We start from the raw sequence: 22,824 nt of genomic DNA on the forward strand, positions 1-22,824 counted from the left end.
GCCGAGTGATCTACTGGTTCCCATGCCCACTCCGTCACTCGAGGAATCGACGGCGAACGTCTCCGTCGAGCAGGCCGGCATCTGGGATGCCGAGACCATCGCCGATGTCGCAGCCACCACGTTCCCCCTCGCCTGCCCGGCCGACGCCTCGCAGGAGGACATCGCCGCGTTCATCGACGACACCCTCTCGGCGGAACGGTTCAGCGAGTACCTCACCGACCCGACCCGCATCGTGCTCAAGGCGACCGTCGGCGGCGAGATCGTGGGTTACCTCATGGGCGTCGATGCGGAACCGACGGACCCGGAGGTCCGTGCAGCCGTGACCGCGCTGCCGACCACCGAGATCAGCAAGCTCTACGTGCTGCCAGGCAAGCACGGCGCCGGAGTGGCGGCGGCCCTGATGGCCGCCGTCGTCGAGCATGCCCGGGCAGCCGGCTGCCGGGGGCTGTGGCTGGGAGTCAACCAGCAGAACTCGCGGGCCCGGCGGTTCTACGCCAAGAACGAATTCGAGGTCGTGGGCACGCGCACGTTCCAGGTCGGCTCGCAGACCCATCACGACTACGTCATGCAACGCACCCTGTGACGCGAGGTACTCGCGTGCGGCAGGTCCGGCCGGGAACCCGACTCAGGTGGCGGCGGTCTCGAACCGCGACAGCGCCAGCAGGCGCGAGGTCGCACGCAGGTACTTCTTGCGGTAGCCGCCGGCGAGCATCTCGGCGGTGAAGATCTCGTCCAGCTTCGCGCCGGCGACGGTCACCGGGATGCTCGCGTCGTAGAGCCGGTCGGCGAGCACCACCAGACGCAGCGCCACGGACTGGTCGTGGGCCGCATGGACCCCGTTGAGGAAGACCGCCGCGACGCCCTCGACGAGCTTGCCGTACCGCGACGGATGCAGCGTGCTCAGATGCGCGCACAGCTCGTCGAAATCGTCGAGGGTGGCGCCGGCGACCGCATCGGCGCGATCGAGCAGCTCCTCGGAGCTGATCGGGTCCGGCGCCGGCGGCAGGTCGCGATGGCGGTAGTCGGGACCGTCCACGCGGATGGTCTCGAAGATCGAGGCGAGCTTCTTGATCTCGCGCAGGAAGTCCTGCGCCGCGAATCGCCCCTCGCCCAGCTGCCCGGGCAGGGTGTTGGAGGTCGCGACGATGGACACGCCCCGCGCGGACAGTTCGGTCAGCAGCCGGGAGACCAGCATCGTGTCGCCCGGGTCGTCGAGCTCGAACTCGTCGATGCACAGCACGCTGTGGCTGGACAGCTCTTCGACCGCCTTGTTGAAGCCGAGCGCACCGACGACGTGGGTCAGCTCCACGAAGGTGCCGAACGCCTTCGGCGACGGTGCCGCGTGGAAGATCGACGCCAGCAGGTGGGTCTTGCCGACGCCGAAGCCGCCGTCGAGATAGAGACCGGCGCCGGTGGACGGCGCCTTCCGCCCGAACAGGCCCCGCCGGCCGCCACCCCGGATCTTCGCGATCTTGTGGGCGAACTCCTCCGCCGTCGCGACGGCGGTCGCCTGGCTCGGCTCGTTCGGATCGGGAATGTAGGACGCGAAGCTCACGTCGTCGAACATCGCGGGCGGAACCATCTGGGCCACCAGCTGGTCGGACGGCACCACGGGATTGCGATCGACGAGACGTTCGTGCATTTCTCCAGGGTAGGGCCGCAGCTCGAGGCGACCGGTACACCCAGGGCAGATTGCGACCTACTTCACATCACGTACACGTGATCGTCACATCCGGCAGATCGGGCGATCCGGTCGTGTGCGCGGGCCCGCGTACCGACCTGGCAGGCTGTGCGCATGCGCAGAACCCGTGTGCTCACCGTGGGCATCGTCGTACTCGGAGCGATGACCGCCGCATGCGGGGCGGGCCCCTCGGTACGCCCCGACGTCGCGGTGGTGCAGGAGGCGGACGGCCGGGCCACTCCCACCGGCGAGGACCCTGCCCTTGCCCCGGAACTGCCGGCACCCGCCCGGGACCTGGACTGGCGCGACTGCACCGCCGAGACCCTCGCCGCCCAGGCGCTGCCGCCGGGACCGACAGGCCTCGTCCTCGAGTGCGCCCAGATTCCCGCTGCGATCGACGCGACAGGAACCGTGCCGGGTTCGTTTCCACTCGATGTGCTGCGCGCCCGGCTGGCGCAGACCCCCACCGAGGCGGCCCCGCTCGTCATGACGACGGGTGCCGACATGCCCTCCTCACGGGCGCTGGCCGCACTGTCGACCGGCTCGCTCGCCGAACTCGCGGCCTCGCGGCCGATCGTCGCGGTGGATCGGCGCGGCCTCGGCGCCTCCCAGCCGATCGAGTGCATCTTCGGAGCCGACCGGCGCGCCCTGGCCGACCACGGGCAGTTCGGCCGCACCGGCGACGGTCCGGAGCGGGTCGCCGAGCTCGGCCGGCAAGCCACCATCGCATGCACCGACTACCTGCAGCCGCAGGAACTGCTGTTCGACGCCGCCCACGCCGCCGACGACCTCGAGCAGCTGCGAACCACCTGGGGCGTCGATCGGATCGGCGTGCTCGGCATCGGCAACGGTGCCACGGTCGCCCTCGCCTACGCGTCGAAGTACCCGACCACCATCGGCCGCCTCGTCCTCGACTCCCCCGCCGCCGCGACGGCCGACGCCGAGCTGCTGGCCGAGAGCCGGGTGCGCGGCGCGGAGTCGGCGGTCGACGCGTTCGCCCGCCAGTGCGTCGCACTGGCGTGCTCGCTGGGCCCCGACCCGCGGGCCGCGCTCGAGGACCTGCACGCCCGCGCCGCGGCCGGGACTCTTGCACCGCTCTCGTCGAACGCCCTGCTCACTGCGGTGACGTGGTTCCTGGGAACCCCCCGTAGCGACGCGCAGGCCCGGGTCCGTGAGCTGTCCGACGCACTGGCCGCCGCCGGCGCGGGCGACGTGACACCGATGCTCGAACTCGTCGGCGCCGCCGAGGCCGTGCTGTCGTCCGACGGGCAGTTCGTCTCCCGCTGCAGCGACGGTCAGCGGTGGCCGACGACGGCCCGGGCCACCGAGCTGCAGCAGACGTGGTCGGCGAACTACCCCCTGTTCGGCGGCGACAGCGCGATCGGTCTCACCGCGTGCAGTGCCTGGCCGAGCATGCCGACACCACCGCTGCCGGCGGAGGTGCGCGTGCCTGTGCTGGTGACGACGGGTGCCGCCGATCCGCTCGTCGGCAGCGCCGGGCTCGAGTCGGTCACCGGCGCCCTCACCGCCGTCTCCGCCCGGTGGGCGGCGCTGTCCTGGCAGGGTGCCGGCTACTCGGCGGTCCTGCACTCCGGCTGCGTCCAGGCACGCCTGGCGGCCTACCTCGACACCGGCGCCCTGCCGCCGAACGGCAGCCTGTGCCCGGCGTGAACCGACGTCCGCCGCGGCCCGGGCCCGACGCCGCCGGGTGGGGACGGTGGGTGGCCGCCCCCGGCTCTCGGTGTACCGTGCCGTAGTGTTCCTCAGCCGCCTCGAGCCCCGCACCGCCCGCACCGCCGCGGAGGTGGTCAAGTGCGTTGTGTGGCCGTTGGCCGTGCTCACGGTGCTGCACCGTGTGGTGGTCAAAGCCGTCAACGGGTTCCGCACCGACGACTTCACTCCCGTCTACAACGCGGCCCTGGCGTTTCTCAACCGCCGGCCGGTGTACACCGCGAATTTCGAGTGGGTGGACCCGCACTACCTGTATCCCCCGTCCGGGACGTTGCTGATCTCCCCGATCGCGGTGATCGACCCGGAGCGCTCCCGGTGGCTGTTCATCATCGCCAACGCGATCGCGATCATCGTGGCGCTGTACCTGCTGCTGCGGATGTTCGGCTACGGTCTCGACTCGGTGCTCGCGCCGATCCTCCTGCTGGCGGCGTTCAGTTCCGAGACCGTGACGAACACCCTGGTCTTCACCAACATCAACGGCCTCGTCCTGCTCGGCGAGGTCGCCTTCCTGACGCTGTTGCTGCGCCGGCGGGATCTGTGGGCGGGCGTTGCGATCGGGTTGACGTTCGCGGTCAAGCCGATCCTCGCGCCCCTGCTGCTGATTCCGTTCGTGCGCCGGCAGTGGAAGGTGTTCGTCACCGCCGCGGCGGTGCCGCTCGGCCTGACGCTCGTCGCGTGGCCGCTCTCGGTGGACGCCTGGGCGTTCGTCGAGCGCACCACGCCGTACCTGTTCGAGGCACGCGACTATTTCAACAGCGCCATCGTCGGCAACGGCATGTACTACGGCTTACCCGCCTGGTTGATCCTCGCGCTGCGCGTCGTCCTGGGTCTCATGGTCGTCGTCTCGCTGTGGCTGCTGTACCGGTACTGCCGCCACGACGAGCTCTTCTTCGTCGGTACGAGCAGCGGGGTGTTGCTCACCGCGTCGTTCCTGCTCGGTTCGCTCGGTCAGATGTACTACTCGATGATGCTGTTCCCGCTGCTGATGACGGTCGTGTTGCGCAATTCGGTGATGCGGAACTGGCCGGCCTGGCTGGCGGTCTACGGCTTCATGAGCTACGACAGCTGGCTGTCGGGACGGTGGCCGGAGGCCGGTCGCGCTGCCGAGTACATGAAGACGACGTTCGGGTGGTCGCTGCTGCTCATCGTGATCTTCGCGGTGCTGCTCGACCGTTACCTGGCCGCCCGGCGGGAGGGCCGGCTGGCGGACGGCATCGAACCGTCGTTCCTGTTGCCGGAGCACGAGCCTGCGCGGCAGGCCGAGCTCGTGGCGACGAACCGCGGTGACGGCTAGCGTGGAGCGCATGGCTGACGCTGTCCCCACCGAACCCGCGCCGAAGGTATCCCTCAGCGACGACGAATGGCGGACCCGCCTCACCCCCGCGGAGTACGCGGTGCTGCGGCAGGCCGGCACCGAGCGGCCCTTCGTCGGCGAGTACACCGACACGGAGACCGAAGGTGTGTACGAGTGCCGCGCCTGCGGCGCCGAACTGTTCCGCAGCACCGAGAAGTTCCATTCGCACTGCGGGTGGCCCTCGTTCTTCGACCCGGCGTCGAGCGACGCGGTGATCCTGCGCTCCGACACGTCCCTCGGCATGCGCCGGGTGGAGGTCGTGTGCGCGTCCTGCCACAGCCATCTCGGGCACGTGTTCGAGGGCGAGGGGTACCCGACTCCGACCGATCAGCGGTACTGCATCAACTCGATCTCCCTGCGCCTGGTTCCGAAGGACTGAGGCCCGCCGCGAACAGGGCTCGCCACAGTCCCCGGCGACGCTCGGCGGTGGGCAGCGGCTCGACCAGGGCGAAGGAGCACCCGATACGGCGGGCCGCACCGTCGGCCTCCTCGCTGTCACCCACCATCAGGGTGCGCTCCGGGGACACCCCGAGCGCGTCGGTGGCGTGCCGGAAGATCTCCGGCTCCGGTTTGACCGCGCCGACTTCGAACGAGAGCACGAACTCCGACACCAGATCGTCGATGCCGAGCGCCGCGAACGCCGGCCGGATGTCGAAGGCGATGTTGCTCAGCACGGCCATCGCGAGACCCTCGCCGGCGAGCGCCTCGATCACCGGCACCGTGTCCGGGTAGACCGTCCAGCAGCGCGGATCGGTCAGCTTGCTGTACAGGCCGAGGGCCTGCTCCTCGTCGGCGACTCCGGAACGGCGCAGCACCGTCAGGTATGCGTCCCGGTGCCAGCGGGGGTCCCGGTCGCGGTTGATCCAGGCGTGATGTTCGGCGGCGTCCATCTCGACGGGCTGGCCGGTCGGGGCGGTCATCCGGCGCATCAGCTCGGCCTGCCGGTGCACGTCGAAGGGCTCGCCCCGCTCGTCGGTGATGTCGGCCAGCCAGGATTCGTCCTCCTCGAGCCGGAACAACGTGCCGGAGAAGTCGAACAGCACGGCGTCGAACGGTTGAGCGCTCATGATTCGAAGGCTAACGGCTGCACGGTCGGGCTGCGGATCGAGCGCGGAGCGACGACGATCGTGTCCATGTCGACGACCCGTGCGTCCAAGTCCAAGGTTTCGATCGTCGGCGCCGGCAGCGTCGGCACCGCCGTCGCCTACGCGTGCCTGATCCGGGGTTCGGCGGATTCGCTGGCCCTGTTCGATCCGAACACCGCCAAGGTGCGGGCCGAAGTGCTCGACCTGAACCACGGCACCCAGTTCGCCCCCGCGTGCCGCATCGACGGCGCCGACGACCCGGCCGTCACCGCCGGCTCCGATCTGATCGTCGTGACGGCGGGCGCCAAGCAGAAGCCGGGCCAGTCGCGGCTCGAGCTGGCGGCCGCGAACGTGCGCCTCGCCCAGGAACTCACACCGGCGCTACTCGCGCTGTCCCCCGACGCGGTGGTGTTGTTCGTCAGCAACCCCGTCGACGTGGTGACGTATGCGGCGATCCGCGCAACGGACGCCCCCGGCGGGCGGATTCTCGGGTCCGGCACGGTCCTCGACTCGGGGCGGTTGCGCTTCCTCGTCGCGCAGCACGTCGGCATCGCGGTGGAGAACGTGCACGCGCTCATCGTCGGCGAGCACGGCGATTCGGAGATCACCCTGTGGTCGAGCGCGACGGTGGGCGGGGTTCCGGCCACCGAGTACCGCGACGAGAACGGTGTGGCGGTGTTCGACGCGGCGGTCCGGGAGCGGATCTCCACCCAGGTGGTTCGCAGCGCGTACGAGATCATCCAGGGCAAGGGCGCCACCAACCTGGCCATCGGCCTGTCCACTGCCCGGATCGTGGAGGCGGTGCTGCGGGATCAGCACCGGGTGCTGCCGGTCTCCACGCTGCAGCGCGGCGTGCACGGGGTCGAAGGAGTGTGCCTGTCGCTGCCGACGATCGTCGACGGCCGCGGCGCCGACCGGGTACTCGAGATTCCCCTCGCACCCGACGAGGCCGACGGGTTGCGGGCGTCGGCACAGACGTTGCGCGAGGTGCAGCGCTCGCTGGGGTTGTGACTACGAGCCCGCCTCCGAGCGGATGTATCGTCCAGCTCCTCGGAGCGAGGGACACATTCGCTCGGCGCGGGAACGCTCGGCGTACGGGAACCCGATCGGCCCGGGCGGAAACCGGCGGCTCAGCGGGTGCGGATCACAGGCGGGTCGTAGGCGCGGATCGGTGGCAGGTCTCCGTCGAAGCGTTCGATCTGCACGAGTACATGCTGGCCCGTGCAGCCGCGGGCCAGACTCGAAGTGCCCACGTCGGCGGTGAGCACGTTGGGATTGCCGTGCACGCACATCGAGCCGGGATCGGCCGGGTCCAGTGGGTCGTACCAGGCGCCGGTGGCCAGCTGCACCACCCCGGGCATCAGACCGTCGTCGAGGACGGCGCCGGCCAGGCACGCGCCGCGGTCGTTGAACACCCGCACGACGTCGCCGTCCGCCACACCGCGGGCCGCCGCATCGTCCGGATGCATCCGGACGGGTTCGCGCCCGCGGATCTTCGAGGCCTGACTGACGCCCCCGTGGTCGAGCTGACTGTGCAGGCGGGTCTTGGGCTGGTTCGCGATCAGGTGCAGGGGGTAACGCTGCGCGCGGGGGCCGCCGAGCCACTCCTCCGGCTCGAACCACGCAGGGTGCCCGGTGCAGTCGTCGTAACCGAAGCCGTCGATGTCGGCGGAGAAGATCTCGATGCGCCCACTCGGGGTACGCAGGGGGTTGCGCTGGGGGTCGGCGCGGAACTCCTCGAACAGTGTCAGCTCGTCCTCGGTGCGCATCCGCACGTGTCCGCGCACCCAGAACTCGTCGAACTCCGGAGGGGATTCGACGCGGGCGTCGTCGGCAAGGACGAATCCCCGCCACTGCTCGTACAGGTGCTCGAGCCACTGCCGGGCGGTGCGGCCCTCGGTGAACCGGTCCCCGAAGCCCAGACGGTACGCAAGCGCGGAGAACGTGTCGTAGTCGTCGCGGGCGTCGGCGAAGCGTGGGGCGGCGGCGTGCATCGCGACCAGCAGCGGGTCGTTGCGGGTGCAGCTGAGATCCTCACGTTCGAGGGACGTGGTGGACGGCACGACGATGTCGGCGTGCTTGGCCGTCGGCGTCCAGTACGGGTCGTGCACGACGATCGTGTCCGGGCGCGTCAGGGCGCGGCGCAGCCGGCCCAGGTCCTGGTGGTGGTGGAACGGGTTGCCGCCGGCCCAGTACACGAGCCGGATGTCGGGGTACGTCAGGCGCCGGCCGTCGAAGTCGTACTCCTGTCCCGGCCGCAGCAGCAGGTCGGAGATCGCGGCCACGGGAATCAGGTCGCCGACCGGATTGTCGCCCTGGAACAGGGTCGGGAGCGGGTACGGGACGGGCGCGATGCCGGGTTCGTTCATCGAGCCGTAGCCGTGACCGAACCCGCCGCCGGGCAGCCCGATCTGGCCGAGCATCGCGGCGAGGGTCACGCCCGCCCACGGAGCCTGCTCACCGTGCCGGACCCGCTGCAGCGACCAGGTGACGGTGATCAGGGTGCGGCCGGCTGCCATGCGCCGCGCCAGCGCGGCGAGGGTCTCGGCGGGCAGCCCGGACAGGGCGGCCGCCCACTGCGGTGTCTTGGCGATGCCGTCGGTACGGCCGAGCAGATAGTCTTCGAACTTGTCGTAGCCGACGCAGTAGCGGTCGAGGAAGTCGCGGTCGGCGAGGCCCTCGGTGGCGAGCACGTAGGCGAGGGCGAGCATGATCGCGACGTCCGTTCCGGGCCGCGGCGCGAGGCGTTCGGCGGCGCCGTGCAGATCGTCGTGCAGGGGGCTGACGGACACGACCGTCCCGCCGCGGGCGCGCAGCGCGTCGAGCGCCCCCCGGGTGGGATGGTTGCTGGTGCCGCCGTCGTTGACGGCCGTATTCTTGAGCGGCACCCCGCCGAAGCACACCATCAGGTCGGTGTCGCGGGCAATGACGTCCCAGTGGGTCGCGCGGGCGAACAGCTTCCAGTGCGTGCCGACCACGCGCGGCATGATCACGCCGGTCGCGCCGAGCGAATAGCTGTGCACCGAGCGGGTGTAGCCGCCGAGCATCTTCAGGAATCGGTGCACCTGACTCTGCGCGTGGTGGAACCGGCCCGGCGACGACCACCCGTACGAACCGCCGAAGATCGCCCGGTTGCCGTGCGTGTCGACCACGCGCTGCAGCTCCCCGGCCAGGAGTTCGGTCAGCTCGTCCCAGGACACCGCGACGAATTCGTCGTTGCCGCGGCGATCGCTCGGCCCGGGCCCGTGCTCGAGCCAGCCGCGGCGCACCGCTGGTCCCGCAACCCGCGAGCGGTGCCGCACCGAGCCCACGGCGTTGTCGAGAATCGGTGACGGATCTGCGTCACCTCGGAAGGGATGCACGGCGCTGACGTCGCCGTCGTGTGTCTCGACCTCGAACATCCCCCAGTGCGCCATGTGCTGGTACCGCACGGTCCGAGAACTCATGGTGCACAGTCTGCCAGGGGGTGCATCACGTCCTTCCGGCGAGCCGAAGGCGCCCCCGGAGTCCGTGCGGGGACGGCACATCCGGGGGTGACGGCGGGCGTCAGGGCAGCGCGGTGATCAGCTTGTCGAGGTCGACGCGCGGACCGGTGAAGAACGGGGTCTCCTCGCGCACGTGCATGCGGGCCTCGGTGGCACGCAGGTCGCGCATGAGGTCGACGATGCGATCGAGTTCGGGAGCTTCGAACGCGAGGATCCACTCGTAGTCGCCCAGTGCGAATGCGGGCACGGTGTTGGCCCGCACGTCCGGGTAGCCACGGGCGGCCTTGCCGTGGTCGGCCAGCATCTGGCGACGTTCGGCCTCGGGGAGCAAATACCACTCGTACGACCGCACGAACGGGTAGACGCACACGTAGTTGCCGGGTTCCTCACCGGCGATGAAGGCGGGCAGGTGGCTCTTGTTGAACTCGGCCGGCCGGTGCAGGCACACGTTCGACCACACCGGGGTGGTGGTGCGGCCGAGGACGGTGGTACGGCGGAAATCGGCGTACAGCTTCTGCAGATCCTCCAGCCGCTCGGCGTGCGTCCAGATCATGAAGTCGGCGTCGGCGCGCACCCCGGCGACGTCGTAGATGCCGCGCACGACCAGATCGGTGCCGTCGTAGGCCGCGAAGAACTTCTGGGCGTCCTCGATCGCCGCGGAGCGGTCGTCGCCGAGGGCACCGGGCTGGACCCGGAACACCGAGAACATCGCGTAGCGCAGGGTGGAATTGAGCTTGTCGTAGTCGAGACGTGCCATACCGTTCATCCTGCCACTCGGGTTGCCAGGCGTGTCGCGGCCGTCGTGCCTGATGCGACACATGCCGGCACGCCCACGCCGTGGAGCATCGCGCCGGCGACCTCGAGGCCGTCGACGGCGGCGACCGCGTCCTCGAGCGCCGCAACGATGTCGAGGTGCCCGGCCCGGTACTGCGGCAGGCCCCCGTGCCAGCGCTGGACGAACGCGGCCACGGGTTCGTCGGTGACACCGGTGACGGTGGCGAGGTCGACGCGCGCGCGGGCGATCAGCTCGTCGTCGGGTGCGTCGACGATCGCGGCCTCGCCGTAGCGGCCGAACGACGCGCGAGCCAGCGCGACGTCGCGCCCGGCCAGGTGGGGCCACTTGCGGCTCGACAGGGTGAATGCCTTGGCGGACAGATCCTCGCCGGTGGCGACGAGGATCCCCGAGTTCTGCGGCAGTGCGGCACCGTCTGGCAGTGCCAGCGCGACCACCGCCGACGACGCGAGCGGGATCCGGGCGGCCTGGGCTGCTGCCGCCGGGACGGCGTCGGTGAGCAGTTCGGCGGCGCGGTCGGCGGGCACCGCGAGGACGACGCCGTCCACGGATCCGATCGGGTCGAGGTCCCAGCGGTCGCCGCTGCGGCGCAGACCGACCGCGGTAACGTGCCGGACCTCGGCGTCGGCGGCCTTCTCGAGCGCGTCGAGCAGCGTGCCGTAGCCGTCGCGCAGGGTGCCGAACACGGGCGTGTCCGAAGGCTCCGGCAGGGCTCGGGCGACCGCCTCGCTCAGGCTCGGGGCCCCCGCGTCGAGGGCCGCGGCCAGGGTCGGCAGGGTGGCCCGCACGCCTGCGGTGTCGGAGAGTCCGGAGTAGACGCCGCCGAGGAGGGGGTCGACGGAGCGGCGCACCACCTGTTCACCGAACCGGTCGGCCACCAGGTCGGCCACCGAGACGTCGCGGGTGCGGTCCCAGCGCAGCGGGACGGTGGGCTCGGCCGCGATTCGCGCGAGGGTCTCGGTGTCGACGAGACCGGTGAGCGACCCGGCGTCGGCGGGGATACCCATCAGGGTGCCGGCGGGCAACGGGTGCAGCGCGGCGCCGGCGTAGATCAGCGGCCGGGCCCCGGACGGGTGGACGATCCGGTCGCTCAGGCCCAGCTCCTCGAGCAGCGCCGGGACCTCGGGGCGGCGAGCGATGAACGCTTCCGCCCCGACGTCGACCGGATCGCCGGCGAGCGGCACGGTGTGCAGCTTTCCGCCGAGCCGCTCGGCGCCCTCGAGCAGGACGATCCGGGCGTGCGCGCCGAGCAGGCGACGCAGCCGGTACGCCGCGACGAGACCGGTGATCCCGCCCCCGACGACGGCGACGCTCGGTGCACCGCTCACAACGAGTGCACCAGGTCGACGACCGCGGTGAGGACGTCCGGGTCGGTGTCCGGGAGGACGCCGTGCCCGAGGTTGAAGATGTGCCCGGTGGCGCCCGCGGCACGCGCGCGGTCCCCCTCGGCGACGATGCGCCGCACCTCGGCCTGGACCACGTCGGGTCCGGCGAACAGGATTGCGGGATCGAGGTTGCCCTGCAATGCTTTTCCGGCCCCCACCCGGGTGGCGGCGACGTCCAGCGGTACCCGCCAGTCCACGCCGACCACGTCGGCGCCGGCCTCGCCCATCGCGCCGAGCAGCTCGCCGGTGCCGACGCCGAAGTGGATGCGCGGCACGCCCGCGGACTCGACCTCGGCGAACACCCGTTCCGAATGGGGCAGCACGAACTCGCGGTAGTCGGCCAGCGACAGCGCGCCCGCCCACGAGTCGAACAGCTGGATCGCGTCGACGCCGGCGTGCAGCTGGGCCTGCAGGAACGCGATCGTGATGTCGGCGAGCCGCCCCAGCAGGGCGTGCCACGTGCGCGGCTCGGCGTGCATGAGCGCCTTGGTGCGCTCGTGGTTACGGCTGGGACCACCCTCGACGAGGTAGGAGGCGAGGGTGAACGGCGCCCCGGCGAAACCGATGAGCGGGACGTCGCCGAGCTCGCGGGTGAGCAGCCCGACCGCCCGTGCGACGGCACCGACCTCGTCGTGCTCGAGGGCCGGCAGCTTCGCGACGTCCGCCGCGGTGCGCACGGGGTCGGCGATCACCGGTCCGGTCCCGGCTACGATGTCGAGGTCGATTCCCGCGGCTTTGAGCGGAACAACGATGTCCGAGAACAGGATCGCGGCATCGACTCGGTGGCGGCGCACCGGCTGCAGGGTGATCTCGCACACCAGCTCGGGATCGAAGCAGGACTCGAGCATGCCGATGTTCGCCCGGATCTCCCGGTACTCGGGAAGCGAGCGACCGGCCTGCCGCATGAACCACACGGGCCGGTGCGCCGGCTCGTGTCCCCGCGCAGCGGCGAGCAGGGGCGCCTGCGGGAGCTGGCGCCGCGTCGGGTACTCCACACGCGGGGTGGAGCCGACGTTCGTGTTCTCCAGGCCGGTCATCGATCCTCGTTCGTCCAGGGGCACAGGTCGCCGCCCATGCTGCCACGCCCGGCCACCCCGCCGGAATCGGCGCGCCTCCCGCGTGGCCCCGGTCACCCGGTCTAACGTCCGCTGTCGTGACCACCTCGCCCGCCGAGCCGGCTCAGTTCCGCGCGGCCATCGACTCGATGAACGCGGCCACCGTGCGGCCGGAGATCGAGGTGGGTCCGATCCGGCCGCCGCAACGACTGGCTCCGTACAGCTATGCGCTGGGCGCGGAGGTGCTGCATCCGGACACCGACCTGGTGCCCGAGCAGTCGGAGGGCGACGCGTTCGGCCGGCTGATCCTGCTGCACGATCCGGAGGGCGACGAGGCCTGGAACGGCACCATGCGGCTCGTCGCCTACATCCAGGCGGACGTGGACGCCACCCTGGCTGCCGACCCTCTGCTTCCGGAGGTGGCCTGGAGCTGGCTGGTCGATGCGCTCGACGCGCACGGCGAGCCGTTGACGGCGCTCGGCGGCACCGTGACGTCGACGAGTTCGGTGCGCTTCGGAGACATCGCCGGCCCGGCCCGGGCGCATCAGCTGGAGTTGCGGGCCGCGTGGACCGCGCAGTCCGCCGAACTCGGCCCGCACGTGGAGGCGTTCTGCGAGGTGCTCGCGTATGCGGCGGGGCTGCCCCCGGCGGGTGTGACGCGGCTGCAGCACTGAACCGTCACCGTCGGCGCCCGGGTCCGCGACGGGCCTGGATCGGGTGTACCGGGCACTTCGCGGTCCTATGATCGAGGCATGCGGCGGCTCAGCGGGCTCGACGCCGCGCTCCTCTACACCGACTCACCGGGGCTGCCGGTACAGATCGGTGGCCTCGCCCTGCTCGACGTCTCCACCGTGCCGGGTGGCTACTCCTTCGAACGGCTGGGATCCGACCTGGCGGCGCGGGTCGCGGCAGTGCCGCTGCTGCGCCGGCGTGTGGTCGATTCCCGGTTCAATCCCGGCCACCCCGTGTGGGTGGACGATCCCTCTTTCGACGTCGGCAGGCATCTGCGCCGGTTCACCGTGCCGCAACCGGGCACCGCCGCCGAACTGGCCGTGCTCTGCGGGCAGCGTTTCGCCCGGCGGTTCGACCGGTCCGGGCCGCTGTGGGAGACCGCGGTGTTCGAGGGACTGGCCGACGGCTCGGTCGCGGTGCTGACACGTATCCACCACGCCGTGGTGGACGGCCTCGCCGGAGCGACCCTGCTGGCGCAGTTGTGCGACCTCGAACCGGGGGCGCCGCCCCCGCAACCCGAGTCGCCCGGCGTCGGCGGGGGCAACCGACTGAGCGTCGCTGCGGGCGGCATCGCCGATCTCGCCGCCCGGCCGCTGGACCTGGCCCGGGCGGTGCGGTCCGGCGCCGCCCTGGTGCCCGGCTGGGTGGGCCGGGCCCGGCGGGGAGAGGCGATGGCGGTTCCGCTCACGGCGCCGCGGACGTCGTTCAACCGCCGCGTGACCGGCCGTCGCAACGTCGCGTTCGTGACGCTGGATCTTGCGGCCGTGAAGGCGGTCAAGCGGGCGTTCGGCGTCACGGTCAACGACGTCGTGCTGGCGCTGTGCTCCTCGGTTCTGCGCCGGTATCTCGACGGCCGCGGTGAGCTGCCGGCCTCTCCCCTCTTGGCGGCCGTCCCGGTCTCGGTGCACGGACGCGCCCGGGGCGACGCCGGCAACCAGATCTCGGTACTGATGGGGCGGCTGCACACCGAGATCGCCGACCCGGTGGTGCGGCTGCACGCCGTGGCGGCGGACCAGACCGCGGCCAAGGCGCATCAGGCCACGTTCGACCCGGATCTGCTCGGCAGCTGGGGCCAGGTGACCCCGGGAGCGGCATTCGGTGCAGTGCTGCGGCTGTATTCGGCGCTGCGGCTGCCCGACGTGCTCCCCGTGCTCAACAACCTCGTGGTCTCCGACATCCCCGGCCCGAAGGACACGCTGTACTACCTGGGCGCGCGGATCACCGCGCTCTACCCGTTCGGGCCGATCTACCACGGCGCAGGTCTGAACATCACCGTCATGTCGCTCGACGGCGGCCTGCACTTCGGTCTGCAGTCGTGCCCGGACCTGCTCCCGGACCTGTGGCAGCTGGCCGGCGGCTTCCCGGCCGCGCTCGCGGAGCTGGCCGACCGGGCGCCGGGCACGCCGCCTGCCCCGCTCGCCTCGCCGGGCTGACCGCCGCCCGGGAACCCGCGGAGCACCGGCCGCCCGGGGGTACGCGCACGTGGAGCGATCGTTCCCGTGCAGATTCTAGAACTCGTTCTACCATGAGGGCATGCATCGACTCAGCGGCCTCGACGCCGGATTCCTGTACCTCGAGACGCCGACGCAGCTGCTGCACGTGTGCGGACTGATCATCCTCGACCCGACCACGGTCCCGGGCGGATACCGCTTCGAGACGCTCCGCGCCGGACTCGCCGCCCGTGTTCCGGCCGTGCCGTTGTTCCGGCAGAAGATCGCCGACAGCCCGTTCAATCTCGACCATCCGGTGTGGGTGGACGATCCGGACTTCGACCTCGACCGGCACCTGCACCGGGTCGCGGTCCCGGCGCCCGGGCGCCGGGAGGAACTCGCGGAACTGTGCGGGCACATCGCTGCGCAGCCGCTCGACCGCTCCCGGCCCCTGTGGGAGATGACAGTGATCGAGGGGCTCGAGGACGGATCGGTCGCCGTCATGACGAAGATTCACCACGCGGGCGCGGACGGCGTCACCGGCGCCGAACTCGTGGCCCAGCTGTGCAGTCTCGAACCCGATGCACCGCGCCCCGATCCGGTCGCCGACGGTGCCGGTGGGGGGTCGGCGCTCGAGATCGCCCTCGGCGGCTTGTTCAACGTCGCCACCCGCCCCTTGGGTCTGGTACGAGCACTGCCCAAGACCGTGGAACTGCTGCCCCGGTGGATCACCCGGGCCCGGCGGGGCGAGGCCATGCCGGCGCCGTTCACCGCGCCGCGCACATCCTTCAACGGCACCATCACCGGCCACCGCAGTGTCGGGTTCACGCAATTCGATCTGGGCCGGGTCAAGGCCGTGAAGGACGAGCACGGCGTGAAGGTCAACGACGTCGTCATGGCGGTGTGCGCCGGGGCGTTGCGCCGCTACCTCACCGAGCGCGACGAACTTCCCGACTCCCCGCTGATCGGCATGGTCCCGGTGTCGGTGCGCGGCACGTCGGACCGGCCCGGGCGCAATCAGGTCTCGCCGATGTTCGCGAGCCTGCACACCCACATCGTGGATCCGATCGAGCGATTGCACGCGATTGCCGATGCGAATGCCTCTGCCAAAGAACATAATTCGGCACTGGGCGCGAGCCTGCTGCAGGACTGGACGCAGTTCATGGCGCCGGCGGTGTTCGGCACCGCGATGCGCATGTACGCGTCGCTGCGGCTGGCGGAACGCCACCCCGTGGTGCACAACCTGGTGGTGTCGAACGTGCCGGGCCCCGCCGTGCCCCTGTACTTTCTGGGCGCGCGGATCCGGGCCATGTATCCGCTGGGGCCGATCTTCCACGGTGTCGGACTCAACGTCACCGTGATGTCCCTGTCCGGCACGCTCGATGTCGGCGTGCTCGCGTGCCCCGAGCTGGTTCCCGACCTCTGGGCACTCGTCGACGGCTTCCCCTCGGCGCTCGAGGAACTCGAGAACTCACGATGACCCGCCCTGTGCCTTTCGTCACCCCGGGAATCGACGCGGGGACCGCGCCGTTGACCGGGTCGACGCCCCTGTTTCCGCCATCCGGATAGAGTCACGAAGCATGTCGGTAGCCAACGAGCACGAGCCCGCGCGGGCAACGGTCCCGTTGCTGACCCCACGGGACGGTGTCCCCGAGGTCGTCACCACGGCCGCCGGAGTGGCCGCGGCCGCGGAGGCGCTCGCCGCGGGCCGGGGACCGCTGGCCGTCGATGCCGAACGCGCCTCGGGATTCCGCTACTCCGCGCGGGCCTACCTCGTGCAACTGCGTCGCGCCGGCGCCGGCACGGTACTGCTCGACCCGATCCCGACGGCCGGCGCGCTCACCCCGCTCGCATCGGCGATCAACGATCTCGAGTGGGTGTTGCACTCCGCCGACCAGGACCTACCCGGCCTCGACGAGCTCGGGCTGCGGCCTGCGGTGCTCTACGACACCGAACTGGCCGGACGACTGGCCGGCTTCGATCGAGTGGGGCTGGCCGCCATCGTCGAACGCACCCTCGGCTTCGAACTGCGAAAGGGGCACGGGGCGGCGGACTGGTCCACCCGGCCGCTCCCCGATGCCTGGCTGAACTATGCGGCACTCGACGTCGAGATCCTCGTCGAGCTCCGGGACGCGATGGCGGACGAGCTCGAGCGGCAGGGCAAGTCGGACTGGGCGGCGCAGGAGTTCGAGCACATCCGTCGCGCCGGACCCCCCGCCCCCAAGCCGGACCGCTGGCGCCGCACCTCCCGGATCCACACCCTCAAGGATCCGCGCCGGCTCGCGATCGTGCGTGAATTGTGGACTGCGCGAGACGAACTCGCGGCACGGCGAGACATAGCACCGGGACGGGTACTGCCGGACTCCGCGATCGTCGCCGCAGCGGAGGCCGCACCTCGCACGGTCGAGGAGCTGCGCGCCCTGCCGGTGTTCGGAGGCCCCCGTCAGCGCCGGTTGTCGCGGATATGGCTGGGCGCGATCGAACGGGCCCGGGCACTGCCGAAATCGGAGCTGCCCCCGGTCACCCAGCCGTTCACAGGTCCGCCGCCGGCCAACCGTTGGGCCCGGCACGACCCCGAGGCCGCGGCGCGGCTCGCCGCGGCCCGGTCCGCGCTCGCCGAGCTGAGCGAGCAGGTGCAGGTGCCGGTGGAGAATCTGGTCGGCCCCGAGATGGTGCGCCGGCTGTGCTGGGAGTGGCAGGTGCCGACCGATGCGGACGTCGTCGCGTACATCGAGGAACGGTTCGCCGCCGACGGGGCACGGCCCTGGCAACGGGAACTGACGGTGCCGCGGCTGGCGAAGGCGCTGTCCGCGGACTGACCCCCGGATCCCTCCTTCGCGACGGTCGAGCTCGGCGCCGCCGCGATCGTCGCCGTCCGTCTCGTACCCGAGCGCGCGCACGCCGCCGCCGTAGCCGCCCGGAATCGGCGCCGAGGGCTGCCACGGGCCGGATCGCCGGTCACGACCATCCACGCCCCTCGGCCGTGCGGTCGTGCCCGCAGACCGACGACCCTCGGCGCACCCCTCCCGCAGCCGCGGACACAGGTGGTAAGTTACCGGTCGGTAACACGTTGGCGTCCGGGCTGCCCGGCGCCGGATGTTCCCGGAACCCTGGCCTCGCCCACGTCGGCGAGCATCGCTCCATCGGGAGGAATACGCGTGGCGTCAACCACCACAACTCAACGCACTGTCGTCTTCGTCGACGGCGTACGCACCCCGTTCGGGAAGGCGGGCCCGAAGGGCATCTACGCGGAGACCCGCGCCGACGACCTCGTCGTCAAGACCATCAGGGAACTGCTGCGCCGCAACCCGCAGCTCGACCCCGCGCGCATCGACGAGGTCGCCATCGCCGCGACCACCCAGACCGGCGATCAGGGCCTGACCATCGGACGCACCTCCGCGATCCTTGCCGGTCTGCCCGAGACCGTGCCGGGCTTCGCGATCGATCGGATGTGCGCGGGCGCTATGACGGCGGTCACCACCACCGCCTCCGGAATCGGCTTCGGCCAGTACGACGTCGTCGTCGCCGGCGGCGTCGAGCACATGGGCCGCCACCCGATGGGCCAGGGCGCCGACCCGAACCCCCGCTTCCTCGCCGACAAGCTCGTCGACCCCAGCGCCCTGGTGATGGGCAACACCGCGGAGAACCTGCACGACCGCTTCCCGAGTATCACCAAGGCCCGCACCGACGCGTACGCCGTCGCCAGCCAGAACAAGTACGACGCCGCGAAGAAGGCCGGCCACCTCGCCGACACCCTCGTACCCGTCGCGACCCGGTCCGCGACCGGATGGGGCCTGGCCACCGAGGACGAGCCGCCGCGCCCGGGCACCACGCTCGAGGATCTCGCGACGCTCAAGACCCCGTTCCGTCCCGCCGGCCGTATCACCGCCGGCAATGCCGCCGGCCTCAACGACGGCGCGACGGCCTGCATCCTCGCCGGTGAGGACACCGCCCGCGAACTCGGCCTGCAGATCGGGATGCGCATGGTCGGGTTCGCCTTCCAGGGTGTCGATCCGGCCGTGATGGGCATCGGCCCGGTGCCGGCGACCGAGAAGGTCCTGGCCCGCACCGGACTGACCATCGACGACATCGGTCTGTTCGAGATCAACGAAGCCTTCGCCGTGCAGGTCCTCGCCTTCCTCGAGCACTTCGGCATCGACGACGACGACCCGCGGGTCAACCAGTGGGGCGGCGCCATCGCGTGCGGCCACCCGCTCGCCTCGTCCGGCGTGCGCCTGATGACCCAGCTCTCCCGGCAGTTCGCGCAGCACCCCGAGGTGCGTTACGGCCTGACCACGATGTGTATCGGCCTCGGCATGGGCGGCACCGTGATCTGGGAGAACCCCAACTTCGAGGGAGACAAGTAGTCATGAGCGAGCTTTCGTCCCTGTTCACCGACGAGGTCGTCACGAACGCCTACACCAAGATCCTCCGGGTGCCCGGCATCGACGGTCCCGTCGCGCTGATCACGCTGGACAACGGGTTCGACCACACCAAGCCGAACTCGTTCGGCCCTGCCGGCCTCGCGGCGTTCGACGCCGCGCTCGACGAGGCGTTCGCCGCCGAGCCTGCCGCCGTCGCCGTCACGGGTAAGCCCTTCATCTTCGCCGCGGGTGCCGATCTCAAGGGCGTGCCCGCGATCACCACCCGCGAGCAGGGCGTCGAACTCGGCCGGCTCGGCCACCGGGTCTTCCGGCGGCTGCGCGAGTCGGCCGTCCCGACCTTCGCGTTCGTCAACGGGCTCGCGCTCGGCGGTGGCCTCGAGGTCGGGCTGCACTGCCACTACCGCACCTACGCCGACAACGTGCCCGCGCTCGGTCTGCCCGAGACCATGCTCGGCCTGGTCCCGGGCTGGGGCGGCACGCAGCTGCTGCCGAACCTCATCGGCCCCGACGCGGCCGTCACCCTGATCCTCCAGAATCCGCTCGACAACGGCAAGGTGATCCGCGCGCAACAGGCCGAGCAGATCGGCCTCGCCGACGCGGTGTTCGGATCGGCGGATTTCCTCGAGCAGTCCCTGGCCTGGGCCGCGAAGGTGCTCACCGGGCAGATCACCCCCGCCCGGCCCGAGATCGACCGCGGCACCGGCTGGGACAGTGCCCTCGACCGGGCGAGGGCGCTCGTCGCGGCCAAGACCCGCGGCTTCGCGCCAGCCCCCGCCCGGGCGATCGAGCTGCTCGAGCTCGCCCGCAACACCGACATCGGTGACCCGCAGTCGCTGTCGGCCGGCTTCGCCGCCGAGGACGAGGCGCTGGCGGACCTGCTCATGTCCGACGAGCTGCGGGCCGGACTGTACGCGTTCGACCTGGTCAACAAGCGCGCCAAGCGTCCCGCGGGCGCCCCGGACAAGTCGCTGGCCCGCAAGGTCACCGGCGTCGGCATCGTCGGTGCGGGCCTGATGGCCAGCCAGCTCGCGCTGCTGTTCGTCCGGCAACTGAAGGTGCCGGTGATCCTCACCGACATCGACCAGGAGCGCATCGACAAGGGCGTCGGCTACGTCCACACCGAGATCGACAAGTTGCAGGGCAAGGGCAGGCTCTCGCCCGACGCGGCGAACCGCCTCAAGGCACTGGTGTCCGGCTCGCTGGACAAGGCGGCGTTCGCGGACACCGACTTCGTCATCGAGGCCGTGTTCGAGAACATGGACGTCAAGAAGCAGGTGTTCGCCGACCTCGAGCAGCACCTCTCGCCCGAGACGATTCTCGCGACCAACACCTCCTCGCTGTCGATCACGGAGATGGCTGCGGACCTGAAGCACCCCGAGCGCGTGGTCGGCTTCCACTTCTTCAACCCCGTCGCTGTGCTCCCGCTGCTCGAGATCATCAAGGGGGTGCAGACGGACGATGCGACCCTGGCCACGGCCTTCGCCACCGCCAAGGCGCTGAAGAAGTCGGCCGTGCTGTGCGCGGACAAGCCAGGATTCGTGTTCAACCGCCTCGTCACCCGCACCCTCGGGGAGGTCATGACCGCCGTGGACGAGGGCACCCCGTTCGAGGTGGCGGACAACGCCGTCGGCGCACTCGGCATGCCCATGAGCCCGTTCACCCTGCTCGCGCTCGTCGGCCCGGCCGTCGCGCTGCACACCGGCGAGACCCTGCAGGCCGCCTACCCCGAGCGCTTCGTCTCCTCCCCCGGCCTCGAGGCACTCGTCGAGGCCCGCAAGCCCGGGGTGTGGACGTACGTCGACGGCAAGCAGGTCGTCGACCCGGATGTCGCCGCGCTGTGGCCGCAGGGCGACAGGCCCTCCACCGCCGAGGAGGTGCTCGAGCGGACCCGTCGCGCGTTCGCCGAGGAGATCCGGATCATGCTCGAGGAGGGCGTCGTCGCCGCTCCCGAGGACATCGATCTGTGCCTGATCCTCGGCGGCGGCTTCGGATTCTGGAACGGGGGCATCACGCCGTACCTGGATCGCACCGGCACCTCGGAGGCCGTCAACGGCGCACGCTTCCTCGCCCCGGGAGTAGCGAGCGTCTGACACCCCGGTTGTTCGTCACGGCGCCCCGCGGTCCGCACACTCCGCTGCGGACCGCGGGGCGTGTCGGTGCGTATCGCCCCGGCCACGGTGCCCGCCGAAGCGGCCCCCTCGGTGCACCGTCAGGCGTACCGTCCAGCCTGTGACCGACAGTTCCCACCTCCCCCATTCGAGGCTCGAACAGCAGCACACGGTGGCGCGCGCGGTGTTGTTCGCTGCCGTGGCCGCGCTCGGCGGATTCCTGTTCGGGTACGACACCGCCGTCATCAACGGCGCCGTCGGGGCCATCCGGGACCGCTACGAGGTCGGAGCCGGCGCCATCGGCCTGTCCGTGTCGCTGACGCTGGTCGGCGCGGCGATCGGCGCGTGGATTGCCGGCAGCGTCGCGGACCGGCTCGGCCGGATCCGGGTCATGCAGATCGCCGCGGTCCTGTTCCTCGTCGGGGCGCTCGGGTCGGCGTTCCCGTTCAGCATCTACGACCTGACCTTCTGGCGCACCATCGGCGGCGTCGGCGTCGGCTTCGCCTCGGTCATCGCCCCGGCCTATATCGCCGAGATCTCGCCCGCTGCCATTCGCGGCCGGCTCGGTTCGATGTACCAGCTCGCGATCGTTCTCGGTATCGCCGTCTCCCAGCTCGTCAACTATGCGCTGGCCGCGGCGGCCGGGGGTGCCCGCGAAGAACTGCTCGGTATCGAGGCGTGGCAGTGGATGCTCGCGCTCGGCGCGGTCCCGGCGACGCTGTACCTGATCATGACGTTCCCGATCCCCGAGTCTCCGCGGTATCTGGTTCGGATCGGCCGGGAGGACACGGCGCGTCGCATCATCGCCACGGTCGAGGGCGGCGACGAGGTCGCCGTCTCCGAGCGGATCGCCACGATCCGCGAGACCCTGCACCTCGAGGCCGCCCGGCCGGGAGTACGGGACGTGTTCACCCGGCGGCTGGGCGTGGCCGGGCTGATCTATGTCGGCATCGCGCTGGCGGCTCTGCAGCAGTTCGTCGGCATCAACGTGATCTTCTACTACTCGTCGACGCTGTGGCAGGCGGTCGGCTTCGGTGAGGATCGGTCCCTGCTCATCAGCGTCGTCAGCGCGCTGGTCAACATCGTCGGCACCTTCGTGGCCATCGCCGTGATCGACAAGATCGGCCGCAAGCCGCTGCTGTTGGTCGGCTCGGTGGGCATGGCGCTCTCGTTGGGCACTGCCGCGGTGTGCTTCCACTCGGCGACGTTCGTCGTCAACGAGGACGGTGAGCGGGTCGCGACCCTGTCCGACACCAACGGCACGATCGCCCTGCTGGCCGCCAACGCCTTCGTCTTCTTCTTCGCCCTCTCGTGGGGCCCGGTCGTGTGGGTCCTCATCAGCGAGATGTTCCCGAATCGGGTGCGCGCCGTCGCCGTCGGCATCGCGACCGCGTCCAACTGGGTGGCGAACTTCCTCGTCTCGGCGACGTTCCCGGCCCTGGCCGACTGGAACCTGTCCTTCACCTACGCCGGATACGCGCTGATGGCTGCGCTCTCGCTCGCACTGGTGCTCAAGTTCGTGCCGGAGACGCGCGGGCGCACCCTCGAGGAAGCAGGCTGAGCAGTCGAGGGGGCGGGCCATCGCATACGCGGTGGACCG

Annotated in this window: 18 protein-coding genes; 12 read left to right on the plus strand and 6 right to left on the minus strand. The window is 71.0% G+C overall.

Annotation, left to right across the window (positions count from 1 at the left end; translation table 11 throughout):
- The first annotated feature begins 22 nt into the window (after window positions 1–22).
- Window positions 23–583 (plus strand): N-acetyltransferase family protein, encoded by a 561-nt coding sequence (locus QYS60_RS09695; protein WP_371383003.1) that lies wholly within the window; start codon window positions 23–25, stop codon window positions 581–583.
- A 42-nt stretch (window positions 584–625) separates the two neighbouring features.
- On the opposite strand, the gene zapE is transcribed toward QYS60_RS09695, so the two are convergent.
- Window positions 626–1,642 (minus strand): cell division protein ZapE, encoded by a 1,017-nt coding sequence (zapE, locus tag QYS60_RS09700; RefSeq protein WP_003935546.1) that lies wholly within the window; start codon window positions 1,640–1,642, stop codon window positions 626–628.
- Between the two features lie 153 nt (window positions 1,643–1,795).
- Between zapE and QYS60_RS09705 the strand changes: the two genes are divergently transcribed.
- Genes QYS60_RS09705 through msrB form a run of 3 tightly spaced genes read left to right on the plus strand, consistent with a single transcriptional unit; the run spans window position 1,796 to window position 5,145 of the window.
- A complete protein-coding gene (locus tag QYS60_RS09705) occupies window positions 1,796–3,352 on the plus strand; it encodes an alpha/beta hydrolase (protein ID WP_371383004.1) in 1,557 nt (518 codons plus the stop codon).
- A gap of 46 nt (window positions 3,353–3,398) precedes the next feature.
- Window positions 3,399–4,706, plus strand: coding sequence for a glycosyltransferase family 87 protein (locus QYS60_RS09710; protein WP_371383005.1), 1,308 nt, complete (start codon window positions 3,399–3,401; stop codon window positions 4,704–4,706).
- 10 nt (window positions 4,707–4,716) lie between these two features.
- Entirely contained in the window at window positions 4,717–5,145 is a 429-nt protein-coding gene (gene msrB, locus QYS60_RS09715) for a peptide-methionine (R)-S-oxide reductase MsrB (RefSeq protein WP_289379342.1), read from the plus strand.
- Here the strand turns inward: msrB and QYS60_RS09720 are convergent.
- Window positions 5,108–5,833, minus strand: a complete 726-nt coding sequence (locus tag QYS60_RS09720; protein ID WP_371383006.1) for an HAD family hydrolase — start codon at window positions 5,831–5,833, stop codon at window positions 5,108–5,110. The genes msrB and QYS60_RS09720 overlap by 38 nt on opposite strands.
- A gap of 66 nt (window positions 5,834–5,899) precedes the next feature.
- On the opposite strand from QYS60_RS09720, the gene QYS60_RS09725 reads away from it, so the two are divergent.
- A complete protein-coding gene (locus tag QYS60_RS09725) occupies window positions 5,900–6,862 on the plus strand; it encodes an L-lactate dehydrogenase (RefSeq protein WP_193788780.1) in 963 nt (320 codons plus the stop codon).
- A gap of 119 nt (window positions 6,863–6,981) precedes the next feature.
- On the opposite strand, the gene QYS60_RS09730 is transcribed toward QYS60_RS09725, so the two are convergent.
- The 4 genes from QYS60_RS09730 to hemE all read right to left on the minus strand — a co-directional run bounded on the left by QYS60_RS09730 (window position 6,982) and on the right by hemE (window position 12,551).
- Entirely contained in the window at window positions 6,982–9,267 is a 2,286-nt protein-coding gene (locus tag QYS60_RS09730; protein ID WP_371383018.1) for a molybdopterin guanine dinucleotide-containing S/N-oxide reductase, read from the minus strand.
- 130 nt (window positions 9,268–9,397) lie between these two features.
- Window positions 9,398–10,093: a hydrogen peroxide-dependent heme synthase gene (hemQ, locus tag QYS60_RS09735; RefSeq protein WP_371383007.1), complete on the minus strand. Its 696-nt coding sequence runs from the start codon at window positions 10,091–10,093 to the stop codon at window positions 9,398–9,400.
- 5 nt (window positions 10,094–10,098) lie between these two features.
- The gene (locus QYS60_RS09740) at window positions 10,099–11,457 is read right to left on the minus strand and encodes a protoporphyrinogen oxidase (RefSeq protein WP_003935554.1); all 1,359 of its coding nucleotides are present in this window, start codon (window positions 11,455–11,457) and stop codon (window positions 10,099–10,101) included.
- On the minus strand, window positions 11,454–12,551 hold the full coding sequence (hemE, locus tag QYS60_RS09745; protein WP_371383008.1) for a uroporphyrinogen decarboxylase: 1,098 nt from the start codon (window positions 12,549–12,551) through the stop codon (window positions 11,454–11,456). Before hemE ends, QYS60_RS09740 begins: the two co-directional genes overlap by 4 nt.
- A 116-nt stretch (window positions 12,552–12,667) precedes the next feature.
- Between hemE and QYS60_RS09750 the strand changes: the two genes are divergently transcribed.
- The 7 genes from QYS60_RS09750 to QYS60_RS09780 all read left to right on the plus strand — a co-directional run bounded on the left by QYS60_RS09750 (window position 12,668) and on the right by QYS60_RS09780 (window position 22,785).
- The gene (locus QYS60_RS09750) at window positions 12,668–13,243 is read left to right on the plus strand and encodes a DUF3000 domain-containing protein (protein ID WP_371383009.1); all 576 of its coding nucleotides are present in this window, start codon (window positions 12,668–12,670) and stop codon (window positions 13,241–13,243) included.
- A gap of 78 nt (window positions 13,244–13,321) precedes the next feature.
- On the plus strand, window positions 13,322–14,734 hold the full coding sequence (locus QYS60_RS09755) for a wax ester/triacylglycerol synthase family O-acyltransferase (RefSeq protein ID WP_371383010.1): 1,413 nt from the start codon (window positions 13,322–13,324) through the stop codon (window positions 14,732–14,734).
- A gap of 100 nt (window positions 14,735–14,834) precedes the next feature.
- On the plus strand, window positions 14,835–16,211 hold the full coding sequence (locus QYS60_RS09760) for a wax ester/triacylglycerol synthase family O-acyltransferase (protein ID WP_371383011.1): 1,377 nt from the start codon (window positions 14,835–14,837) through the stop codon (window positions 16,209–16,211).
- Window positions 16,212–16,311: 100 nt separating this feature from the next.
- Window positions 16,312–17,550, plus strand: a complete 1,239-nt coding sequence (locus tag QYS60_RS09765) for an HRDC domain-containing protein (protein WP_371383012.1) — start codon at window positions 16,312–16,314, stop codon at window positions 17,548–17,550.
- Window positions 17,551–17,889: 339 nt separating this feature from the next.
- On the plus strand, window positions 17,890–19,098 hold the full coding sequence (locus tag QYS60_RS09770; RefSeq protein WP_371383013.1) for an acetyl-CoA C-acyltransferase: 1,209 nt from the start codon (window positions 17,890–17,892) through the stop codon (window positions 19,096–19,098).
- A 2-nt stretch (window positions 19,099–19,100) separates the two neighbouring features.
- Window positions 19,101–21,206 (plus strand): 3-hydroxyacyl-CoA dehydrogenase NAD-binding domain-containing protein, encoded by a 2,106-nt coding sequence (locus tag QYS60_RS09775; protein WP_371383014.1) that lies wholly within the window; start codon window positions 19,101–19,103, stop codon window positions 21,204–21,206.
- Between the two features lie 139 nt (window positions 21,207–21,345).
- Window positions 21,346–22,785: a sugar porter family MFS transporter gene (locus QYS60_RS09780; protein ID WP_371383015.1), complete on the plus strand. Its 1,440-nt coding sequence runs from the start codon at window positions 21,346–21,348 to the stop codon at window positions 22,783–22,785.
- Window positions 22,786–22,824 lie beyond the last annotated feature (39 nt).

It is taken from the genome of Rhodococcus sp. GXMU-t2271 (genome assembly GCF_041414735.1).
In the GTDB taxonomy this organism is placed as follows: domain Bacteria; phylum Actinomycetota; class Actinomycetes; order Mycobacteriales; family Mycobacteriaceae; genus Rhodococcus; species Rhodococcus indonesiensis.